15 protein-coding genes are annotated in these 20,897 nt (G+C 72.9%); 6 read left to right on the top strand and 9 right to left on the bottom strand.

Annotated features, from left to right (window positions below):
- Positions 1-59: 59 nt before the first annotated feature.
- On the bottom strand, positions 60-2,810 hold the full coding sequence (locus ABZ576_RS18435) for a protein kinase (RefSeq protein WP_360741345.1): 2,751 nt from the start codon (positions 2,808-2,810) through the stop codon (positions 60-62).
- A 164-nt stretch (positions 2,811-2,974) separates the two neighbouring features.
- Positions 2,975-5,023: a serine/threonine-protein kinase gene (locus ABZ576_RS18430; protein WP_360741343.1), complete on the bottom strand. Its 2,049-nt coding sequence runs from the start codon at positions 5,021-5,023 to the stop codon at positions 2,975-2,977.
- A 170-nt stretch (positions 5,024-5,193) separates the two neighbouring features.
- On the opposite strand from ABZ576_RS18430, the gene ABZ576_RS18425 reads away from it, so the two are divergent.
- On the top strand, positions 5,194-6,339 hold the full coding sequence (locus ABZ576_RS18425; RefSeq protein ID WP_360741341.1) for a serine hydrolase domain-containing protein: 1,146 nt from the start codon (positions 5,194-5,196) through the stop codon (positions 6,337-6,339).
- 91 nt (positions 6,340-6,430) lie between these two features.
- Here the strand turns inward: ABZ576_RS18425 and ABZ576_RS18420 are convergent, their stop codons facing one another.
- The gene (locus ABZ576_RS18420) at positions 6,431-8,137 is read right to left on the bottom strand and encodes a glycerol-3-phosphate dehydrogenase/oxidase (RefSeq protein WP_360741339.1); all 1,707 of its coding nucleotides are present in this window, start codon (positions 8,135-8,137) and stop codon (positions 6,431-6,433) included.
- 279 nt (positions 8,138-8,416) lie between these two features.
- Between ABZ576_RS18420 and ABZ576_RS18415 the strand changes: the two genes are divergently transcribed.
- A complete protein-coding gene (locus tag ABZ576_RS18415) occupies positions 8,417-9,625 on the top strand; it encodes a nucleotide sugar dehydrogenase (RefSeq protein WP_360741337.1) in 1,209 nt (402 codons plus the stop codon).
- A 117-nt stretch (positions 9,626-9,742) separates the two neighbouring features.
- Here the strand turns inward: ABZ576_RS18415 and ABZ576_RS18410 are convergent, their stop codons facing one another.
- From ABZ576_RS18410 to ABZ576_RS18395, 4 genes are all read right to left on the bottom strand, one after another.
- Positions 9,743-10,867: a GuaB3 family IMP dehydrogenase-related protein gene (locus tag ABZ576_RS18410; RefSeq protein ID WP_360741335.1), complete on the bottom strand. Its 1,125-nt coding sequence runs from the start codon at positions 10,865-10,867 to the stop codon at positions 9,743-9,745.
- Positions 10,868-11,006: 139 nt separating this feature from the next.
- Positions 11,007-12,515 carry an IMP dehydrogenase gene (gene guaB / locus ABZ576_RS18405; RefSeq protein WP_360741333.1) on the bottom strand — a complete coding sequence of 503 codons (1,509 nt, stop codon included), beginning with the start codon at positions 12,513-12,515 and terminating at the stop codon, positions 11,007-11,009.
- A gap of 177 nt (positions 12,516-12,692) precedes the next feature.
- Positions 12,693-13,280, bottom strand: a complete 588-nt coding sequence (locus ABZ576_RS18400) for a sigma-70 family RNA polymerase sigma factor (protein WP_121787335.1) — start codon at positions 13,278-13,280, stop codon at positions 12,693-12,695.
- Positions 13,281-14,392: 1,112 nt separating this feature from the next.
- Positions 14,393-15,004, bottom strand: coding sequence for a response regulator transcription factor (locus tag ABZ576_RS18395; protein ID WP_003948568.1), 612 nt, complete (start codon positions 15,002-15,004; stop codon positions 14,393-14,395).
- Between the two features lie 381 nt (positions 15,005-15,385).
- On the opposite strand from ABZ576_RS18395, the gene ABZ576_RS18390 reads away from it, so the two are divergent.
- Positions 15,386-15,715: a WhiB family transcriptional regulator gene (locus ABZ576_RS18390; RefSeq protein ID WP_360741331.1), complete on the top strand. Its 330-nt coding sequence runs from the start codon at positions 15,386-15,388 to the stop codon at positions 15,713-15,715.
- A gap of 149 nt (positions 15,716-15,864) precedes the next feature.
- Here ABZ576_RS18390 and ABZ576_RS18385 read toward each other — a convergent pair whose 3' ends face one another.
- Positions 15,865-16,773 (bottom strand): LysR family transcriptional regulator, encoded by a 909-nt coding sequence (locus ABZ576_RS18385; protein WP_360741329.1) that lies wholly within the window; start codon positions 16,771-16,773, stop codon positions 15,865-15,867.
- An 80-nt stretch (positions 16,774-16,853) separates the two neighbouring features.
- Between ABZ576_RS18385 and ABZ576_RS18380 the strand changes: the two genes are divergently transcribed.
- The 3 genes from ABZ576_RS18380 to ABZ576_RS18370 all read left to right on the top strand — a co-directional run bounded on the left by ABZ576_RS18380 (position 16,854) and on the right by ABZ576_RS18370 (position 19,157).
- Positions 16,854-17,522: an MOSC domain-containing protein gene (locus tag ABZ576_RS18380; protein WP_360741327.1), complete on the top strand. Its 669-nt coding sequence runs from the start codon at positions 16,854-16,856 to the stop codon at positions 17,520-17,522.
- A gap of 76 nt (positions 17,523-17,598) precedes the next feature.
- Positions 17,599-18,372 (top strand): SDR family oxidoreductase, encoded by a 774-nt coding sequence (locus ABZ576_RS18375; RefSeq protein WP_360741325.1) that lies wholly within the window; start codon positions 17,599-17,601, stop codon positions 18,370-18,372.
- 77 nt (positions 18,373-18,449) lie between these two features.
- Entirely contained in the window at positions 18,450-19,157 is a 708-nt protein-coding gene (locus ABZ576_RS18370; RefSeq protein ID WP_360741322.1) for an ester cyclase, read from the top strand.
- Between the two features lie 61 nt (positions 19,158-19,218).
- On the opposite strand, the gene groL is transcribed toward ABZ576_RS18370, so the two are convergent.
- Positions 19,219-20,847, bottom strand: a complete 1,629-nt coding sequence (gene groL / locus ABZ576_RS18365) for a chaperonin GroEL (protein WP_360741320.1) — start codon at positions 20,845-20,847, stop codon at positions 19,219-19,221.
- Positions 20,848-20,897 lie beyond the last annotated feature (50 nt).

Here is a 20,897-nt window from a genome sequence, read left to right as displayed (position 1 = left end):
TCATTTCCGCGCGAGAAAGGGAACCGCGCGGGCACCGCCCGCCCCGGTGTACGCGCTGCTCAACCGGTGTAGCGGTACGTCGCGGTAGCCTGCTCGTACAGCCGGGTCACCTCGTCCCGCTGCGTCTCCGGACCGCGCACCTGGACGATGTGGTAGCGGCCGTCGAGCAGCAGCGCCGTGTTCCGCACGAAGAGGTCCCGCCCCTGCGCGTCGGTCCAGGTGAACTGCCCCTCGGCCATGGTCCGTCCGCCCACCTCTATGGTCCGCAGGCCGGTGGCCGTGGCCCAGCTGGAGTTCCGGTACGGCTGGAGTTCGCGCTCCTTGTCCCGCTGATAGACCATCGGGTCGCTGCCGTACGCGGACGCGCCGTCCCGTCCCGGTACGACGATCAGCTCGAAGTTCCCGTGCGCGTACACCACCTGGCCGCTGCCGTTCTTCGGCGTACGGTCCCAGCCCTCGGCGACGGCGACCTGGAAGCCGTCCGGGTCCTTGCGGAGGGTGAACCCGTCGGCGACGGCGGGATCGGCGCCGGTCTGGGTCTCGGTCGCCGGCGCGGACGCGGTGGCGCCGCCGCCGGGCGCGCTCTGCCCGGCCGACGGCTGCCGGGTGGACGAGGGCGCGGGGTCCGTCCGCGCGGCGGTGCCGGTACGGTCGCCGCCCCGGTCCCGCTGCTCGTCCTGCTTCGGCATGAACAGCATCGCGTACGCCACCGCACCCGCCAGCAGGAGCAGTATCAGCAGGAGCAGGGTCCGGCCCAGGCTGCGCGGCGAACGGGCGCCCTCCCGGGCCCGCTTGTGCCGGCCGTGCGGATGGGTCGCGGGCAGCCCGGCGCGCCGCCGGCGCACCAGCTCGCCGCGCCGCCGGACGATCGGCAGCCGTCTCGGATCGGCGGGCGGCACGGGGACGACATGGGTGCCGGCGTCCGGCTCGGGCGCGGACCGCACCAGCGAACGCAGCCAGCCGCTCAACTCTTCCACGTCCGGCCGTTCGGTGGGGTCCTGGCGCAGCAGCGACTCCACCACCGGCCGCAGCGGCCCGCACTCCTCGGCGAAGGCGGGCGGCTCGGCGCACACCAGCTGCACCAGCTCGGCCGTGGACTCCTCCGGGTAGGGCGCGTGCCCCTGTACGGCCCGGAAGAGCAGGGCGCCCAGCGCCCACAGGTCGGTGGCCGGGCCGATCGGCGCCGCCAGCTGCCAGTTCTCGTGCACGGGCCCGGCCTGCTCCGGCGCCCAGCGCTCGGTCACCGGCCCGACCACGGTCATCCGCACCTGCCGAGCCCGCTCGGCGGCGAGCGCGGTTCCGGGGCCTCGGCGCACGGCGGGCTGGTCGTCCCAGCGGCCGTCCTGCCGCGCGGGGGGCAGTGCCGGGGCGGCCGCGCGCTCGGCGTGCGCCGGGGCGGCGCTCCGCGGGCCGGGGGCGGTCGGCGCGGGCCGGAGCCCGGCGCCGCGGTCACCGCCCGGCTCCTGTCCGGGGCCGTACCCCTGCCCCGGCACGGACACGTGTCCCGCACGGGGTCCCTCCGCGGGAGGGCCGGACCGCTGGGCACCGCCGCCCAGGGCCGGGGGCGTGCCGCCGGGCCCGGTGCGCGGCGCGGCGCCGTGCCAGGGGGCGCCGCGCACCCCGTAGGGGTCGGCTATCCGGCCGGGCGGCGCCACGGAGCCCGGTTCCGGGGCGTACGGCGACGGTGCCGCGCCGTCGGCCCTGCCGGCTCGGGGGTCGTCCTCGGCGGACGGGCGGGCGCCGGGCAGGGCGGCGCGCCCGTTCTGCTGCACCTCGTGCACCCGGGCGGCGGCGCGGGCGCCCGCGCGGTAGGCCGCGATGGCCCCGGCCCGGGCGGCCCGGACGTCCGTGCCGCTCTCCAGGGCCTGCTGCCCGGCCGGGCCGGCCGCGGCGGACGGCCCGTTCACCCCGGGCACCGGCATCCCGCCGGCCGCCCGCGCCTGGATGGCGGCCCGCCGCGCGGACTCGGGGTCGACGTCGGCGAACGGCCCGTCCCCGGCCTCCTGCGGAGGGCCGGCGTGGCCGGGGGGCACCTCCGGGCGCCCGGCGACCGGGCCCCGGCCGAGGGCCCGTCCGCCCCGGTGCTCCCCGCTCTCAGCGAAGCCGCCCGGCTCACCCGGGCCGTCCGGCTCACCGGGACCGCCCGCCCCGACGGCGAGGCCCGGTCCCGCGCCGAGCGGCTCCCCTTCCACGGCGGGCACCGGGTCGTAGCCGCAGAGCGCCTCCTCCGCCGCCCCGGCCGCGAGGCCGGTGAGCAGCACGCGGCCGTCGTCGCAGACCAGGACCGTGCGGAGGGTGATGTTGCGGTGCACCCAGCCGTGCGCGTGCAGCACCCGGAGCGCCATGAGCACGTCGGAGGCGACCTCGGCCGCCCGGTACGGCGTCAGCGGGTCCTCGGTGAGCAGGGCGGCCAGCGGACGCGCGGCCACCAGCTCGCTGACGATCCACAGGGACCCGCCCTCGGCGAACACGTCGAAGACCTGGTCCAGACGGGGGTGGTCGGGGATCCGGGCTGCGGCCTGCGCGGCCTCGACGGCGCGCCGCACCGCCGGATCGGCGGGCCGCCGGGTGGCGGTCCCGGCCTCCGGCACCCGGCGGGATCCGCGCTCGCGGGCGGTGAATCCCTCGGGCAGTCCCTCCGCGTCGAGCACCTCCGCCTCGACGACCTCCGGCAACGGGACCTGCCGGATGAGGACTTCCTGTCCGCTGTAGGTGTCGAAAGCCCGGGTCTCGGTGAGTTCGTACGCGTCGGACGGAGGCAGTGGCAGGCGGTAGCGGTCGGCGAGCACCCGACCCGCGTAGTCGTCCACGTTGCCTCCCCCGGCCCCCCGGTCGGTCACATCCGTTCGCCTCACGGCCCGTTTCGCACACACATGCGGCTGCGTACGGTCCGCGACCATTCACGATACGTGCCGGAGGCAACCCGCACCGAGAGGATGACGGATTCTCACGCGACCAAACCGGCCCGATCGCCCTACGACTTGGGTTCGAAGGACTTCGTCAGCGTCTTCCAGGTGTCCTTGCGTAGCGCACCGTGCCAGTCGGCGTCCTTCGCCGTGTACATCAGCGCGTAACCCTGGTGGTCGTTCACCACGAATCCGCGGTCGATCGTGCGGTACCGGGTGCCGCCCTCGACGTAGGTGAACTCCCAGTCGGCGGTGTTCCAGCCGCGGTAGTCCACCTGCTCGATGCGGATCTTCCGGTACTGGGAACGCACCATGTAGCGCTCCTGGTTCTTCCAGTCCGCCACCGGGTCGTCCTTGGGCGTGCCGGTCCAGGCGACGAGCAGCTTCTGCCCGCCGGGCCCGGTGTACCGGTCGCCCGCGGCGCCGGTGGACCGGTACGTCCACCCCTTCGGCAGCCCGATCGAGTAGCCCTGTCCGCCCTTGCGGGTGGTGACCACCGGGGCGCTGCCGCCGTCCTTCGCGCCGGAGGAACCGGACGCGTCGGCCGCGCCGGAGGCGTCGGTGCCGTCGGCGGACCCGCTCTCCCCGGAGTCCGTGGCCGACCCGGTGCCGGCGGACGCCGGAGTGGCGCCGTCCGTCCGCTTCCCGGTGTCCGCGCCGGCGCCCGTGTCCTCGTCCCGCTTGGCGGACGCACTGGCGCTGGCCGCCGGCCCCGCCCCGCTGTTCTTGCCGCCCTTGTCGTCGTCGCCGTTCAGGGCGAAGGCCAGTACGGTCCCGAGCACGGCGAGGACGACCACCACGGCGATGACCACCAGCGTGCGCCTGGGCACCACGTCGGTCAGCGGCGCCTTCGGCACCGGCCGCGGCGGCAGGTCGAGGTCCGGCGGCGGCACCACGGGCCAGCCCGAGCTCGGCTTGTTCGCGCTGGAGTTCGGCATGCCGGCGGCACCCGCGGCGGGGCCCTGCGGCCGCGCGGCGGATCCGGCTCCCGGCCCGCCGGCGGTACCGGGCCGCGCCCCGGCGGCCCCCGCGCCCGCGGCGCCGGCCGCTCCCCCGGTGCCCGGTGCGGCCGGTGTGGTGCCGCTCTTCGTCCGCGTCGCCGCCGCTCCGGTGGCCGCCCCGGCCGCCTTGCGGACCGAACGCAGCGCGCCGCGCAGCTTCTCCGACGCCTCCTCGCCCCGCTTGCCCTCCGGCCCACCGGGCTGCATCGGCAGCGGAACCACCCGGGTGGCGTCCAGCGGCTCCGGCTCGGACGAGTGGATCACCGCGTTGAGCATGGCCCGGGCGCCCGCGTCGTCGAGCCGCTTGGCCGGGTCCTTCGTCAGCAGGCCGTAGATGACGTCCCTCAGCGGTCCCGCGTGCTTGGGCTCCTCCAGGGGCTCCGTCATCACGGCGGTGAGCGTGGCGATCGCCGAGCCCTTGTCGTAGGGCGGCGCGCCCTCGACCGCCGCGTACAGCAGCCCGCCGAGCGACCAGAGGTCGGCCGCCGGCCCCGGCTTGTGGCCGCGGGCCCGCTCCGGGGAGATGTAGGAGGGGGCGCCGACGAGCATGCCGGTGGAGGTGATGGAGGGGTCGCCCTCGACCTGCGCGATGCCGAAGTCGGTGAGGACGACCCGGCCGTCCTCGGCGATGAGCACGTTGGAGGGCTTCACGTCCCGGTGCAGGATGCCCTCCCGGTGCGCGGAGCGCAGCACGTCGAGGACGGCGAGCCCCACCTCGGCGGCGCGCTTCGGCTGCAGCAGGCCGTCCTCGCGGATGACCTCGGCGAGGGACTTGCCCTCGACCAACTCCATGACGATCCAGGGCCGGTCGTCCTCGTCGACCACGTCGTAGACCGTCACCGCGCTGTTGTTGCGGATCCGGGCGATCGCCTTGGCCTCGCGCAGGGTGCGCGTGATCAGGCGCCGCTTCTCCTCCTCGTCGATGTTCGACGGGAACCGCAGCTCCTTGACGGCGACCGTCCGGCCCAGGGTCTCGTCCTCGGCACGCCAGACCGTGCCCATGCCGCCCCGGCCCAGCACGTCTCCCAGCCGGTACCGCCCGGCGAGGAGACGCCGCTCGTTCTTGCCCTGACGAGTCTCCTGACGGGATGAACCCGCCCGCTCCGCCTCCGACATGCGTCCCCTCATACAACCCGCCCTGACAGAGCCTCCATTGTCTCTCACCCGACAAGTGGCCGACGCCCAGGGTGCCCGTGGCCGGGCCCCGGCCCCCACACCGTACAAGCCCCTCTGAAGCGGGTGTTCCGCTTACCGGGATGATGGGTCGCAAGAAGGGAGGAACCGCGATGCCGACGCTTCGGACAGTCCTGTCCATACCGGTGTTCCTGGCGCTGCTGCTGGCCCCGGCCGCGTCCGAGGACGCCTCCCCGGCCGCGGCCACGGCCGCGGTCCTGCCGCTGCTCGTCACCGACGGCGGGGCACCCGCCGCGGCCCTGCTGGCCCGGGACGGCGAGGGCGACGCCGGCGGTGACGGCGCCGACGGGGACGGGGGCGACGACGAGGGCCACGACGGGGTTGCCGGCGGCAGCGGGCGCGCGGGTGGGGGTGCGGGCAGCCGCTTCCGCTACGCGGCCGCCGGCCACGGCATCGCCCGCGCCGACCACTTCCGGGCCGGCAGCGTCACCAAGACCTTCATCGCGACGGTCGTGCTCCAACTGGCCGCGGAGCACCGGCTCGCCCTGTCCGACGCCGTGGAGCGGCACCTGCCGGGACTGCTCCGGGGGCACGGCACCGACGGCCGCCGCATCACCCTGCGGGCCCTGCTCACCCACACCAGCGGACTGGCCGACTTCACCGAAGCCACCCGGGGCACCGTGCCCCTGACTGCGCCTCAGGCGGTACGCACCGCTCTCGCCCTCCCCCCTGCCCGTCCGGGCCGCTACGCCTACTCCAACACCAACTACGTCGTGCTCGGCCTGGTCGTCCGCCAGGTCACCGGTCACTCCTACGCCGCCGAGGCCGAGCGCCGCATCATCGCTCCGCTGGGTCTGACGGGTACCTCCTTTCCCGGGGCGCGCAGGTCACTGCCCGCACCGCACGGCCGCGCCTACACCGTCGACGGCTCCGACGTCACCGAGCTCGACCCGCGCGTGGCCGGCGCGGCGGGTGAGCTGGTGACCACGCTGGCCGACCTCGACCGCTTCTACGCGGCCCTGCTCGGCGGCCGGCTGCTGCCCTCGCACTGGCTGCGCGAGATGCTCGACACCCGTGCCGCACACGGCTCGTACGGCATGGGGCTGTTTCCGGTGACGCTGCCGTGCGGCACCACGGTGTGGGGGCACAACGGCCGGATATCCGGGAGCTACGTGCGCAGCGCAGCCACCGCCGACGGCCGCCGTGTCCTCACCTTCCGGCTGAACACGGACGCGATCGCAGACCCCCGCCTCGAACCGGCGCTGCTCGCCGCCGAGTTCTGCCCCCGCACCCGGTAGAACGGCCGGGAGCCGAACGGAGATCCCGGCGACGGTCACTCGTTCGGGTGAGTTCCGCGGCGCGGCAGCGAGCGCTGGGGGTGTCTCACCCCTAGAAGGGCACGATGTCCGGTGCGCCCAAGCGAGCCGCGTCCGCCGTCTGGTCGTCCGGCTGGAGCTGGGACTCGCGCTCGGCCTCCACCCGCTTCTCGTAGTGCTCGACCTCGCGCTCCGTCTGTTCCTTGTCCCAGCCGAGCACCGGCGCCATCAGTTCGGCCGCCTCGCGGGCACTGCGGGTGCCCCGGTCGAAGGTCTCGATGGAGATGCGGGTGCGCCGGGTGAGGACGTCGTCCAGGTGCCGGGCGCCCTCGTGGGAGGCGGCGTACACCACCTCGGCGCGCAGGTAGTCGTCGGCGGCGTGCAGCGGCTCGCCGAGCGCCGGATCGGCGGAGACGAGGTCCAGGACCTCCTCGGCGAGGGAGCCGTACCGATTCAGCAGGTGCTCCACGCGGACCACGTGCAGTCCGGCGCGGGCCGCGATGCGGGCGCGCGCGTTCCACAGCGCCTGGTAGCCCTCCGCGCCGATCAGCGGGGTCTCCTCCGTCACGCAGTCGGCGACGCGCATGTCGAGTCCGTGCACGGCCTCGTCGACGGCGTCCTTGGCCATCACCCGGTAGGTGGTGTACTTGCCGCCGGCCACGACCACGAGACCCGGCACCGGATGGGCGACCGTGTGCTCGCGGGACAGCTTGCTGGTGGCGTCGGACTCCCCGGCGAGCAGCGGCCGCAGCCCCGCGTACACCCCCTGGACGTCGTCGCGGGTGAGCGGCACGGCCAGTACCGAGTTGACGTGTTCCAGCAGGTAGTCGATGTCGGCGCTGGACGCGGCCGGGTGGGCCTTGTCGAGGTCCCAGTCGGTGTCGGTGGTGCCGATGATCCAGTGCCGGCCCCAGGGGATGACGAAGAGGACGGACTTCTCGGTGCGCAGGATCAGGCCGGTGGTGGAATGGACGCGGTCCTTGGGCACGACCAGGTGGATGCCCTTGGAGGCGCGGACGTGGAACCGGCCGCGCTCGCCCACCATGGCCTGGGTGTCGTCGGTCCAGACGCCGGTGGCGTTCACGACCTGCTTGGCGCGGATCTCGTACTCCCCGCCGGCCTCCACGTCCCGCACCCGGGCGCCGACGACCCGCTCGCCCTCGCGCAGGAACCCGGTCACCCGGGCGCGGTTGGCCGCCTTCGCGCCGTAGGACGCGGCCGTGCGCACCAGGGTGGCCACGAAGCGGGCGTCGTCCATCTGGGCGTCGTAGTACTGGAGCGCCCCGACCAGGGCGTCCTTCCTGAGACAGGGCGCCACGCGCAGGGCCTGACCGCGGGTCAGGTGGCGGTGCAGGGGCAGGCCGCGGCCGTGGCCACGGGCCGTGGACATCGCGTCGTACAGCGCGACGCCCGAGCCCGCGTACAGCCGTTCCCAGCCCTTGTGCTGGAGCGGGTAGAGGAACGGCACCGGTTTGACCAGGTGCGGGGCGAGGCGTTCCAGGAGCAGGCCGCGCTCCTTGAGGGCCTCGCGGACCAGGGCGAAGTCGAGCATCTCCAGGTAGCGCAGGCCGCCGTGGATCAGCTTGCTGGAGCGGCTCGAGGTGCCGGACGCCCAGTCACGGGCCTCGACCAGGCCGGTGGACAGGCCACGGGTGACGGCATCCAGCGCGGTCCCGGCGCCGACCACTCCGCCGCCGACCACCAGGACGTCCAGCTCGCGCTCCGCCATCGCCGCCAGTGCCTCGGCGCGCTGCGTCGGCCCAAGAGTCGCTGTCTTCACCGCTGCCTCCCGCTGTCGCTGACTCGCTCGCGTCGGCCGCACCCATGGGCGAAGCCCGGTTCATCCTCTTCTCATGCCCAGATTCTGACCGGGTCGTCCGGCTTCAGCCACCAGGCACTGCCAAGCTGTGGACAACTCGCGCACAACGCACGGAAGACACACGAACACAATCACACATAACGGTCATATGTGTACCTAGTCTGACAGGGCACTCGCTCATCCTGTCCACAGCGGTTGCGCACCTGTCCCGCTTCGGCTACTGGGAAGGACGGTCCACGCATGCCCGCAGACCTCGCCGTCATCGGACTCGGCCCCTACGGCTTGCCGCTGGCCCAGGCCGCCGTCGCCGCCGGCATCGCCACCGTCGGCTACGCCACCGGCCCGGAGGCGGGCTCGCTCAGCCCCGCCGAGCTGCGCCGGATGCACGCGGCCGGCTTCCGGCCCGGCACCGATCCCGCCCAGCTCGGGCGCGTCCGTACGGCGGTGATCTGCGCGCCCACCCCGCGGGGCGCCGACGGCGGGCTCGACCTCGGCCAGGTCGAGGCGGCCGCCCGGACACTGGCCGCCCGGCTCCGCCCGCACACCACGGTCATCCTGGAGTCGCCCGTGCTGCCGGGGACGACGGAGGAGTTCCTGCGCCCGCTGCTGGAGGAGGGTTCGGGGCTGCGCGCCGGCCGCGACTTCCACCTCGCGTACTCCCCCAGCCGGGTCGACCCCGGCAACCGCGACCACAGCCCCGCCAGCACGCCCAAGGTCATCGGCGGCCTCACCCCCGCCTGCACCGAGTCCGCCGCCGCCTTCTACGGGCGGCTGACCGACAAGGTGGTACGCGCGCGGGGGCTGCGCGAGGCGGAGACCGTGCAGTTGCTGGAGACCAATTACCGACAGGTCAACATCGCGCTCGTCAACGAGATGGCCGTCCTCTGCCACGAGCTGGGCGTGGACCTGTGGGACGTCATCCGCTGCGCGGAGACCAAGCCCTTCGGCTTCCAGGCGTTCCGGCCGGGTCCGGGCGTCGGCGGCCACGGCGTCCCGCAGGACCTGACCGGGCACGCCACCCGCACGCTGCGCATGGTGGAGCTGGCCCAGCAGGTCAACAGCCGTATGCCCCGGTACGTCGTCCAGCGCGCCGCCACGCTCCTCAACGAGCACGGCAAGTCCGCGCGCGGGGCCCGCGTCCTGCTCCTCGGCGTCACCTACAAGCCCGACCTCGCCGACCAGCAGGGCACGCCCGCCCAGGAGGTCGCGGTCCGGCTGATGGAGCTGGGTGCCTCGATCAGCTACCACGACCCCTACGTACCGTCCTGGAACGTCCTGGACCGCCCCGTTCCGCGCGCCGACTCGCTGTACGAGGCCGCCGCCGACGCGGACCTGACGATCCTGCTCCAGCAGCACCGCACGTACGACCTGCAGGGCCTCTCGGTGAAGGCCCAGCTGCTGCTGGACACCCGCGGAGCCACGCCCACGGGGGCGGCGCACCGGTTGTGAAGGGGGCCGGCGCGTGGGGAAGACGGTTCCGGCGGCCGGGGTTCGCGGGTGCCGAAGGGCCGGTCATCCTCCTGGATGACCGGCCCTTTCGGTGCCTGGGGGACAGCCCCCTGGGGGTTAGCGCCGGTGCTGGCTGTCCGCCACCGTCACCTCGACGCGCTGGAACTCCTTCAGCTCGCTGTAGCCGGTGGTGGCCATGGCGCGGCGCAGGGCGCCGAAGAAGTTCATCGAGCCGTCCGGGGTGTGGGACGGACCGGTGAGGATCTCCTCGATCGTGCCGACCGTGCCGAGGCCGACCTTCTGGCCGCGGGGCAGCTCCTCGTTGACCGCCTCCATGCCCCAGTGGTGGCCCTTGCCGGGCGCGTCGGTGCCGCGGGCCAGCGGGGAGCCCATCATGACCGCGTCGGCGCCGCAGGCGATCGCCTTGGGCAGGTCGCCGGACCAGCCGACACCGCCGTCCGCGATCACGTGCACGTACCGGCCGCCGGACTCGTCCATGTAGTCGCGGCGGGCCGCCGCGACGTCGGCGACGGCCGTGGCCATCGGGACCTGGATGCCCAGCACGTTGCGCGTGGTGTGCGCGGCGCCGCCGCCGAAGCCGACCAGGACGCCGGCCGCGCCGGTGCGCATCAGGTGCAGGGCGGCGGTGTACGTGGCGCAGCCGCCGACGATCACCGGGACGTCCAGCTCGTAGATGAACTGCTTCAGGTTCAGCGGCTCGTGCGAGGAGGACACGTGCTCCGCCGAGACCGTCGTACCGCGGATGACGAAGATGTCCACGCCCGCGTCCACGACCGCCTTGGAGAACTGGGCGGTGCGCTGCGGGGAGAGCGCGGCGGCGGTGACCACGCCGGAGTCGCGCACCTCCTTGATGCGGGCGCCGATCAGTTCCTCCTTGATCGGCGCCGCGTAGATCTCCTGGAGGCGGCGGGTCGCCCGCTCGGCGGGCAGCTCGGCGATCTCGTCCAGCAGCGGCTGCGGGTCCTCGTACCGCGTCCACAGGCCCTCGAGGTTGAGCACGCCGAGGCCGCCCAGCTCGCCGATGCGGATGGCGGTGGCCGGGGAGACCACGGAGTCCATGGGGGCGGCCAGGAACGGCAGCTCGAAGCGGTAGGCATCGATCTGCCAGGCGATCGAGACCTCCTTCGGGTCCCGCGTACGGCGGCTAGGGACGACGGCGATGTCGTCGAAGGCGTACGCCCGGCGGCCGCGCTTGCCGCGCCCGATCTCGATCTCAGTCACGTCTGTGGCCTTTCCCTGATGCGTTTCAGCGCCTTCCAGTATCGCCGACGGGCAGGACGACGGCGGCCCCGGAGTCTCCGGGGCCGCCGTCACCGTCGCTCACGCGCCGCGCGTGCCGGCGCGCCGTGGTACCCGGGAGCTACCTCTTGCTGCTGTAGTTCGGGGCCTCGACCGTCATCTGGATGTCGTGCGGGTGGCTTTCCTTCAGGCCCGCGGAGGTGATCCGCACGAACCGGCCGTGCTGCTGGAGCTCGGGCACGGTCTTGCCGCCGACGTAGAACATCGACTGACGCAGGCCGCCGACCAGCTGGTGCACGACGGAGGAGAGCGGGCCGCGGTAGGGCACCTGGCCCTCGATGCCCTCGGGGATCAGCTGCTCGTCGGAGGCGACGCCCTCCTGGAAGTAGCGGTCCTTGGAGAACGACTTGCGGTCGCCACGGGACTGCATGGCGCCGAGCGAGCCCATGCCGCGGTAGGACTTGAACTGCTTGCCGTTGATGAACAGCAGCTCGCCCGGGGACTCCTCGCAGCCCGCGAGCAGGGAGCCGAGCATCACCGTGTCGGCACCCGCGACCAGGGCCTTGGCGATGTCGCCGGAGTACTGGAGACCGCCGTCGCCGATCACCGGGACCCCGGCGTCCTTGGCGGCGAGCGCGGCCTCGTAGATCGCGGTGACCTGCGGGACGCCGACGCCGGCGACCACGCGGGTGGTGCAGATGGAGCCGGGGCCGACGCCGACCTTGATGCCGTCGGCGCCCGCGTCGACCAGGGCCTTCGCGCCGTCGCGCGTGGCGACGTTGCCGCCGATGACGTCGACGCCGGAGGAGTTCGACTTGATCTTGGCGATCATGTCGCCGACCAGGCGGGAGTGGCCGTGCGCGGTGTCCACGACGATGAAGTCCACACCGGCCTCGACCAGGGCCTGGGCGCGCTCGAAGGAGTCACCGGCCACGCCGACCGCCGCGCCGACGAGGAGACGGCCCTCGGCGTCCTTGGCGGCATTCGGGTACTTCTCCGCCTTGACGAAGTCCTTGACGGTGATCAGGCCCTTGAGGACGCCCTCGTCGTCCACCAGCGGCAGCTTCTCGATCTTGTGCTTGCGCAGCAGCTCCATGGCCTCCGGGCCGGAGATGCCGACCTTGCCCGTGACCAGCGGCATCGGGGTCATGACCTCGCGCACCCGGCGGCTGCGGTCGCTCTCGAAGGCCATGTCACGGTTGGTGACGATGCCGAGGAGCTTCTTGTCGCCGTCGGTCACCGGGACACCGCTGATGCGGAACTTGGCGCACAGCGCGTCGGCCTCGGCCAGCGTGGCGTCCGGGTGGATGGTGATGGGGTCGGTGACCATGCCGGACTCGGAGCGCTTCACCAGGTCGACCTGGTTGGCCTGGTCCTCGATGGAGAGGTTGCGGTGCAGGACGCCGACGCCGCCCTGGCGGGCCATGGCGATCGCCATGCGGGACTCGGTCACCTTGTCCATGGCGGCGGACAGCAGCGGGATGTTGACCCGCACGTTCTTGGAGACGTACGAGGCGGTGTCGATCTCGTCGGGTGCCATGTCCGACGGGCCCGGCAGCAGCAGCACGTCGTCGTAGGTCAGCCCGAGTGTCGCGAATTTACCGGGCACTCCGTCGACGTTGGCAGTCATGACACCTTCCCCAAATGGCCTTGATCGGTGCGGATGTCCATGCTAACGGGAAGCGTCGCTAGCAAATTCCACGGTACGGCCTGGCTTCAGGCTTCGTATGTTCGTACGGAAACAGCGGCGCACCTGTTCAGCGAAGGAGCTACGGCGGCTCCGCGCAGGGGGTTTGCGGGGGCGGGCTTACTGTTCGGCGAGCGCCCTGAGGCGGCTCAGTGCCCGGTGCTGGGCCACGCGGACCGCGCCGGGTGACATTCCCAACATCTGCCCGGTCTCCTCTGCGGTCAAGCCCACGGCGATCCGCAGCAGGAGCAGCTCGCGCTGGTTCTCCGGGAGGTTGGCCAGAAGTTTCTTGGCCCACTCGGCGTCGCTGCTGAGCAGGGCGCGCTCCTCCGGGCCGAGGGAGTCGTCCGGCCGCTCGGGCATCTCGTCGGAGGGCACCGCGGTCGATCCCGGGTGGCGCATCGCCGCGCGCTGGAGGTCGGCGACCTTGTGGGAGGCGATGGCGAAGACGAACGCCTCGAAGGGCCGGCCGGTGTCGCGGTACCGGGGCAGGGCGAGCAGGACCGCCACGCAGACCTCCTGGGCGAGGTCCTCCACGAAGTGGCGCGCGTCGCCGGGGAGCCGGGACAGCCGGGTGCGGCAGTAGCGCAGCGCCAAGGGGTGCACGTGGGCCAGCAGGTCGTGCGTGGCCTGCGCGTCCCCGTCGACGGCACGGTGCACGAGGGCACCGATCGCCCCGTGGGCCGTGCCCGCCTCGTCGTCGCGCATCGGTCCATGGTGCCCTGCGGCCGTCCGGTCCGTCGCATCGTGTTCGTGGTTGTGCACCGAAGCGTTATGAGCAGGTGCGCCGGCACTCATTCCCTGCGCCCTCCCCTTCCGCTCGACCGACTCGTCCCCGAGAGACTCCACATCTCAAGGATGCGGCATCCGCGCCGAAACCAGCAGCGCGCCTCCGGCGGGCCGCCTTGCACATGCCCCTCCACGGGAGGGTGGTGGGCCGCCGGGGCGGGTGCCCGAGAGCGCCCGGGTGTGCTCGCCCGGGTGGCGGGCACGGCGGTGGCCGAGGAGAGCGGCGGCCGGGCGCCGGCCTGGCAGCCGGCACGGCACGGCGGCGGCCGACGCAGGCAGTCGTGGCCGTAGCCGTAGCCGTAGCCGGCCCGGCGCGCACGGACGTCCCGACGGCCGCAGGAGCCTTCCGGACGACGCACCGAACGCACCCGACGCACCATCCGGCGCGGGTTCCGGCGGAGCCTTCCGGACGTCGGAGCGGCCGCGCCCGAACCGGGAACCCCCGGGAGCCCCGGTCCGCGAACCCGGTCAGCCGACACCGCCGGCCGACCGCGCCCTCCGCGACACACCGAGGCCGACACGCCGTCCCGCAGACACCTGGTCCGACCGGCACGTCGTACGGCCGGCACGCCGCTCGGCAGAGCACGTCGTACGGCCGGCACCTCGTGCGTACGGCCGGCACCTCGTGCGTACGGCCGGCACCTCGTGCGTACGGCCGGCACCTCGTACGACGGAGCCGTCCACCGCCCGTGCCATCGGGAACCGGGCCGGAAGCCCGGCCGGTCAGGAGCGGGTGCGGGCGAGCGGCGCCGGGAACCGGCCGGACACAAACGACCCCGGCGAGCCGGACCGCGCGACCGGCCCGAACCGAGCCGCTTCAGGCCGGCCCCAGGGCTCACGACGTCCCGCGCCCGAAGCCCGTGACCATCGGTGAACCGAACCCATGACCATGGCAGACCAGGGTCAACGACCGTTGGTGAACCAGGGCCCGTTGCCGTGGGCGGCCCACGGTCCGTGACCCTTGGGCACACCAGCCCGCGGTCCTCGGCCGAGCGGGCCCCGTGTCCGTCGGCGGGCCGGCTCCGCGGCCGTCAGCGGACCAGTCCCCAGCGGAAGCCGAGGGCCACCGCGTGGGCGCGGTCCGAGGCGCCGAGCTTCTTGAACAGGCGCCGGGCGTGCGTCTTGACGGTGTCCTCGGAGAGGAACAGCTCGCGGCCGATCTCGGCGTTCGAGCGGCCGTGGCTCATGCCCTCCAGGACCTGGATCTCACGCGCGGTGAGCGTGGGCGCGGCGCCCATCTCGGCCGAGCGCAGGCGCCGCGGGGCGAGGCGCCAGGTCGGGTCGGCGAGGGCCTGGGTCACGGTGGCCCTCAGTTCGGCGCGCGAGGCGTCCTTGTGCAGGTAGCCGCGGGCGCCGGCGGCGACCGCGAGAGCCACTCCGTCGAGGTCCTCGGCGACCGTGAGCATGATGATGCGCGCGCCCGGGTCGGCGGACAGCAGCCGGCGCACGGTCTCGACGCCGCCCAGACCGGGCATGCGCACGTCCATCAGGATGAGGTCGGAGCGGTCGGCGCCCCAGCGGCGGAGGACTTCCTCGCCGTTGGCCGCCGTCGTCACGCGCTCGACACCGGGCACGGTCGCGACCGCGCGGCGGAGCGCTTCTCGGGCAAGCGGGGAGTCGTCGCAGACGAGGACGGATGTCATGACCGCCCTCCGCAGCTGATGCGCGTCACCTTGAGCCTCCAGGCTGGTACGGAATCGTCACCTGTGCGGTCGACCGTCTCGGACGCCTGCCCGAGCGCTTGTTTTTTCAACCGCCTCCGCTCTCTCAACGACGGTCACTCGAAAGAGTTACGGGACTGCGTGCCGTCTTCGGCACTCTACGTGAGGGCACCGACACGGTGCAGACATGCCCGACGGACCCACAACTTTTCATCACAACCTATGCCCCATTTGGCCCTTTTTCTTCCCGTTTCGTAGTGTCCGGGGCTAGATTCGCAATGAGTCATATTTTCATCTCCTTAGACCGGAGATGTACGGTCGTTGGCACCGTATCCGCCCAGAACGGCGACAAGGGGTCACGCAATGGCAGATTTCTCCCGCCTTCCCGGACCGAACGCGGACCTGTGGGACTGGCAGCTGCTGGCTGCCTGCCGCGGGGTGGACAGCTCACTCTTCTTTCATCCGGAGGGTGAGCGCGGGGCGGCTCGGAGCGCTCGCGAGAACTCGGCCAAAGAGGTCTGCATGAGGTGCCCGGTCCGTGCCCAGTGCGCGGCACACGCGCTGGCGGTGCGCGAACCGTACGGCGTCTGGGGCGGCCTGACCGAGGACGAGCGCGAGGAGTTGATGGGGCGGGCACGCAACCGCCTGGTGGCGGCCTCGACCACCAGCGGGGACACCGCACCGAACCACTGAAGGAACGTTTCTGCACCCGTAACCCTCGGGTGCTTTCCCTCCTCCCCCGGGCACGCCGCACGCGTGCCCGTCATGCACGCCACTCGCGTGCCCGCGGTGTGGGCCGCACACGTGCCCGCGGATGCGGGCCGTCGTGACCCTTCGTGACCCTAGGCGCGCCCCGCCGCCCGCGCCGCCCGCGCCAGTTGCTCCAGCGTGGCCGACACAGCCGGCACCTGTGCCAGGTCGGGCAGGGTGAGGGCGACGATCTCCCGCCGTACCGCCGGTTCCAGCCGTACCGTCCGCACGCCCCGCGGCCGCACCGACTCCACGGCCAGCTGGGGCAGTACGGCGACGCCCAGGCCCGCGCCGACCAGGCCGACCACGGCCGGGTAGTCGTCGGTGGCGAAGTCGATGCGCGGGGTGAAGCCGGCGCCCTCGCACACCTCGACCAGCTGGCCGCGGCAGCGCGGGCAGCCGGCGATCCAGGGCTCGTGGGCGAGTTCGCCGATGGCGACGGTCTCCGCGCGCGCCAGCCGGTGCCGCTCCGGCACCAGGGCGACCAGGCGGTCCGTCAGCAGGGGGCGTACGACGAGGTCGTCCCACTCCTCGGCGACCGCCGCCCCCTCGTAGCGGAAGGCCAGGGCCAGGTCGCAGTCGCCTTCGCGCAGCAGTTCGACGGACTTCGGGGGTTCGGCCTCCTCCAGGGAGACGCGGGTACCGGGATGGGCGGCGCGCAGGGCGGCCAGGGCGGTGGGGACGAGGGTGGAGCTGCCGCTGGGGAACGAGACCAGCCGGACGCGGCCCGCGCGCAGGCCGGCGATGGCGGCGACCTCCTCCTCGGCGGCGGTGAGCCCGGCCAGGATGCCGGAGGCGTGCCGGACGAGGGCCTCGCCGGCCTGGGTGAGGCGCATCTCGCGGCCGGTGCGGACCAGCAGCGGGGTGCCGACCGACGCCTCCAGGGCCTTCATCTGCTGGCTGACGGCAGGCTGGGTGCAGCCCAGCTGGCGCCCCGCCGCGGAGAAGGAACCGGTGGTGGCGACGGCGCGCAGAACGCGCAGGTGGCGGGCTTCGATCACCGTCCGAGCATAAGGCCGCCTTGGGCGAGGTGACCCATATTCGTTCGACGCTTTGAGGAGCGGTCCCGTACCGTGCGGGCATGAAGCTTCTCTCGGTCAATCTGGGCCGCCCCCGGCCGGTGCCGTACACGGACCAGCCGCAGGGTGTGACGGGCATCGACAAGCAGCCCGTCGACGGGCCGGTGCGCGTGGCGGCTCCGGGCCGCAAGGGGACCGGCGGCAGCGGGCTGGCCGGTGACACGGTGTGCGACCTGCGCCATCACGGCGGCGACGACCAGGCGGTGTACGCGTTCGCGCGGGAGGACCTGGACGACTGGGAGCGCGAGCTGGGCCGGCCGCTGGCCAACGGCTGCTTCGGGGAGAACCTCACGACCGACGGGCTCGACGTGTCCGGGGCGCTGATCGGCGAGCGCTGGCGGATCGGTGCGGAGGTGGTTCTGGAGGTGACCTCGGGCCGTATTCCGTGCCGTACGTTCCAGGGCCATCTGGGCGAGCGCGGCTGGGTCAAGAGGTTCACGCGGAAGGGCGCAACGGGTGCCTACCTCCGGGTGATCGAGCCGGGCGAGCTGAGGGCGGGCGACGCGGTGGAGATCGTGCACCGGCCGGACCACGGCGTGACGGCGGCGATGGAGTTCCGCGCGGTCACCACCGAGCGGCACCTGCTGCCCCGGCTGCTCGCGGCGGGCGGGGCGCTGCACCCGGAGACGCTGGAGCGGGCCCGGAAGTACGCGGCGGAGCACGGGGGCTGAGACCGCGTCAGCGGTGCGGCCGGCCGGGGCAGCGCGGACAGCGGGGACTGTCGGGCCGGGTCACTACCCTTGGGCCATGACAACGGCTCTGATTACGGGATCGACCGCGGGTATCGGTGCCGCGTTCGCGCGGCGGCTGGCGGCTGACGGGCACGACCTCGTCCTGGTCGCACGGGACACCGGGCGGCTGCGCGAGCAGGCGACCGAACTGCACGACCGGCACGGCATCGAGGTCGAGGTGCTGACCGCCGACCTGTCCGAGGACAAGGGCATCGAGGCGGTCGCCGACCGGCTCGGCGACCGGAAGAACCCGGTCGACCTGCTGGTGAACAATGCCGGGTTCGGCAACAAGGGCCGCTACCTGGACGTGTCGATGGCGGACGAGCTGCGGATGCTCAAGGTGCACTGCGAGGCGGTGCTCCGGCTGACGTCCGCGGCGGCCGGGGCGATGCGCGAGCGCGGCCGGGGCGGCGTGGTGAACGTCGCCTCGGTGGCCGCCTTCGTCCCGCGCGGCACGTACGGCGCGTCCAAGGCGTGGGTCGTGCAGTTCACCCAGGGTGCGGCGAAGGACCTGGCGGGCACCGGGGTCCGGCTGATGGCGCTGTGCCCGGGCTTCGTGCGCACCGAGTTCCACCAGCGGGCCGGGATGGGCACGGACAACATCCCGGGCTGGATGTGGCTGGACGCCGACAAGCTGGTCGCGGCGGCCCTGGCCGACCTGGCACGCGGCAAGTCGGTGTCCATCCCCGACCCCCGGTACAAGGCCCTGATGGGGCTGGTGAAGCTGACGCCGCGCGGGCTGCTGGGCGGGGTCAGCTCCCGGACGGGACGCAAGTACGGGCCGCAGTAGAAGCGCGGTGGCGCCGCCGTCCCGGTGGGAAAATGGGCGGGACGGTACCGGACCTAGGGGGGCCCGGAGGCGGCGTCATGACCTTCGTACAGCTCATCGAGTGCAGGACGAGCCGGCTGGACGAGATGAACCGGCTCATGGACGACTGGGTCGAGCAGACCAGAGGGAAGCGGACGGCGACGCACGCGGTGGTCGGCAAGGACCGCTCGGACGCGTCGCACATCGTCGAAGTGGTGGAGTTCCCGTCGTACGAGGAGGCGATGCGGAACTCGAACCTCCCGGAGACCGGTGAGATCTTCCGGGAGCTGGTCGCGCTGTGCGACGAGATGCCGGCGTTCACCGACCTGGACGTCGTACGGGACGAGCGGCCGGCCGAGGAGACCGTGCGCGACTTCTTCGCGGCGCTCGCGAGCCCGGGCGAGCTGCCTCCGCTCAACGATCTCCTCGACGAGGACATCCACGGCCACGACCCGGTGAACCCGCAGGACACCCTCGGGCTGGACCACGCCCGCGCCGAGTTCCGGATGTGGCGCGCCGCCTTCGACTTCACGTTCACCGTCGAGGAGGTGCTGGTCCAGGGCGACCGGGCCTGCGCGCGGTGGACCTGGAACGCCACCCACAGAGCCGACTTCCTCGGCATCGCGCCCACCGGCAGGCGGGTCACGATGACCGGGATGACACTGTTCCGGTTCGGCCCCGGCGGCAAGATCGCCGAGCTGTGGTGGCAGCACGACCAGCTGGGGCTGATGCAGCAGCTCGGGGCGCTGGACGAACTGGAGCGGTAGACGACGCGAGGGCCCGGCACCCCCGTCGGGAGTGCCGGGCCCCAGCTCAGCTGCGGTTCGCTCAGTGGGCGTGGCCGTGGCTGTGGCCGTGGCCCGCGGCCTCCGGCTCCTCTTCCTTCTTCTCGACGACCAGGGTCTCGGTCGTGAGCAGCAGGGAGGCGATGGAGGCGGCGTTCTCCAGGGCCGAGCGGGTGACCTTGACCGGGTCGATGACGCCGGCCTTGATCAGGTCGCCGTACTCGCCGGTGGCGGCGTTGTAGCCCTGCCCCTTGTCCAGGTCCTTGACCTTGGACACGATGACGTAGCCCTCCTGGCCGGCGTTCTCGCCGATCCAGCGCAGCGGCTCGACCACGGCGTTGCGGACGACGGCGACACCGGTGGCCTCGTCGCCGGTCTTGTCGAGGTTGCCCTCGAGGACCTTGGAGGAGTGGACCAGCGCGGAGCCACCACCGGAGACGATGCCCTCCTCGACCGCGGCGCGGGTCGCGGAGATGGCGTCCTCCAGACGGTGCTTCTTCTCCTTCAGCTCCACCTCGGTGGCGGCGCCGACCTTGATCACGCACACGCCGCCGGCCAGCTTCGCGAGGCGCTCCTGGAGCTTCTCGCGGTCCCAGTCGGAGTCGGTGTTCTCGATCTCGGCCTTGATCTGCGCGACGCGGCCGTGCACGTCCTCGGACTTGCCGGCGCCGTCGACGATCGTGGTGTCGTCCTTGGTGACGGTGACGCGGCGGGCGGAGCCGAGCACGTCGATGCCGACCTGGTCGAGCTTGAGGCCGACCTCCTCGGAGATGACGGTGGCGCCGGTGAGGACGGCCATGTCCTGGAGCATCGCCTTGCGGCGGTCGCCGAAGCCGGGGGCCTTCACCGCGACGGCGTTGAAGGTGCCGCGGATCTTGTTGACGACCAGGGTCGACAGGGCCTCGCCCTCGACGTCCTCGGCGATGATCAGCAGCGGCTTGGAGGAGCCGGCCTGGATGACCTTCTCCAGCAGCGGCAGCAGGTCCGTGATGGCGGAGATCTTGCCCTGGTTGATGAGGATGTACGGGTCCTCCAGGACGGCCTCCATGCGCTCCTGGTCCGTCACGAAGTACGGCGACAGGTAGCCCTTGTCGAAGGCCATGCCCTCGGTGAAGTCCAGCTCCAGACCGAAGGTGTTGGACTCCTCGACGGTGATGACACCGTCCTTGCCGACCTTGTCCATCGCCTCGGCGATGAGCTCGCCGACCTGCTGGTCCTGGGCGGACAGCGCGGCGACGGCGGCGATGTCGGACTTCTCGTCGATCGGGCGGGCCGAGGCGAGCAGGTCGTCGGAGACAGCCTTGACCGCGGCGTCGATGCCCTTCTTCAGGGCGGCCGGGGAAGCGCCGGCGGCGACGTTCTTCAGGCCCTCGCGCACCAGCGCCTGGGCGAGGACGGTGGCGGTGGTGGTGCCGTCACCAGCGATGTCGTTGGTCTTGGTCGCCACCTCCTTCACCAGCTGCGCGCCGAGGTTCTCGTACGGGTCCTCGATCTCGACCTCGCGGGCGATCGTGACACCGTCGTTGGTGATGGTGGGGGCGCCGAACTTCTTGTCGATGACGACGTTGCGGCCCTTGGGGCCGATCGTCACCTTGACCGTGTCGGCCAGCTTGTTGACGCCGCGCTCAAGGGCGCGACGGGCGTCCTCGTCGAACTTCAGGATCTTCGCCATGACAGCGGGAGCCCTCTCGGAAATCTGTGGGTGAAAAGACGCTGCGCCCC

This window comes from Streptomyces sp. NPDC013455 (assembly GCF_040632975.1).
GTDB lineage: Bacteria > Actinomycetota > Actinomycetes > Streptomycetales > Streptomycetaceae > Streptomyces.
This window is presented reverse-complemented; position numbering and strand designations above follow the sequence as displayed.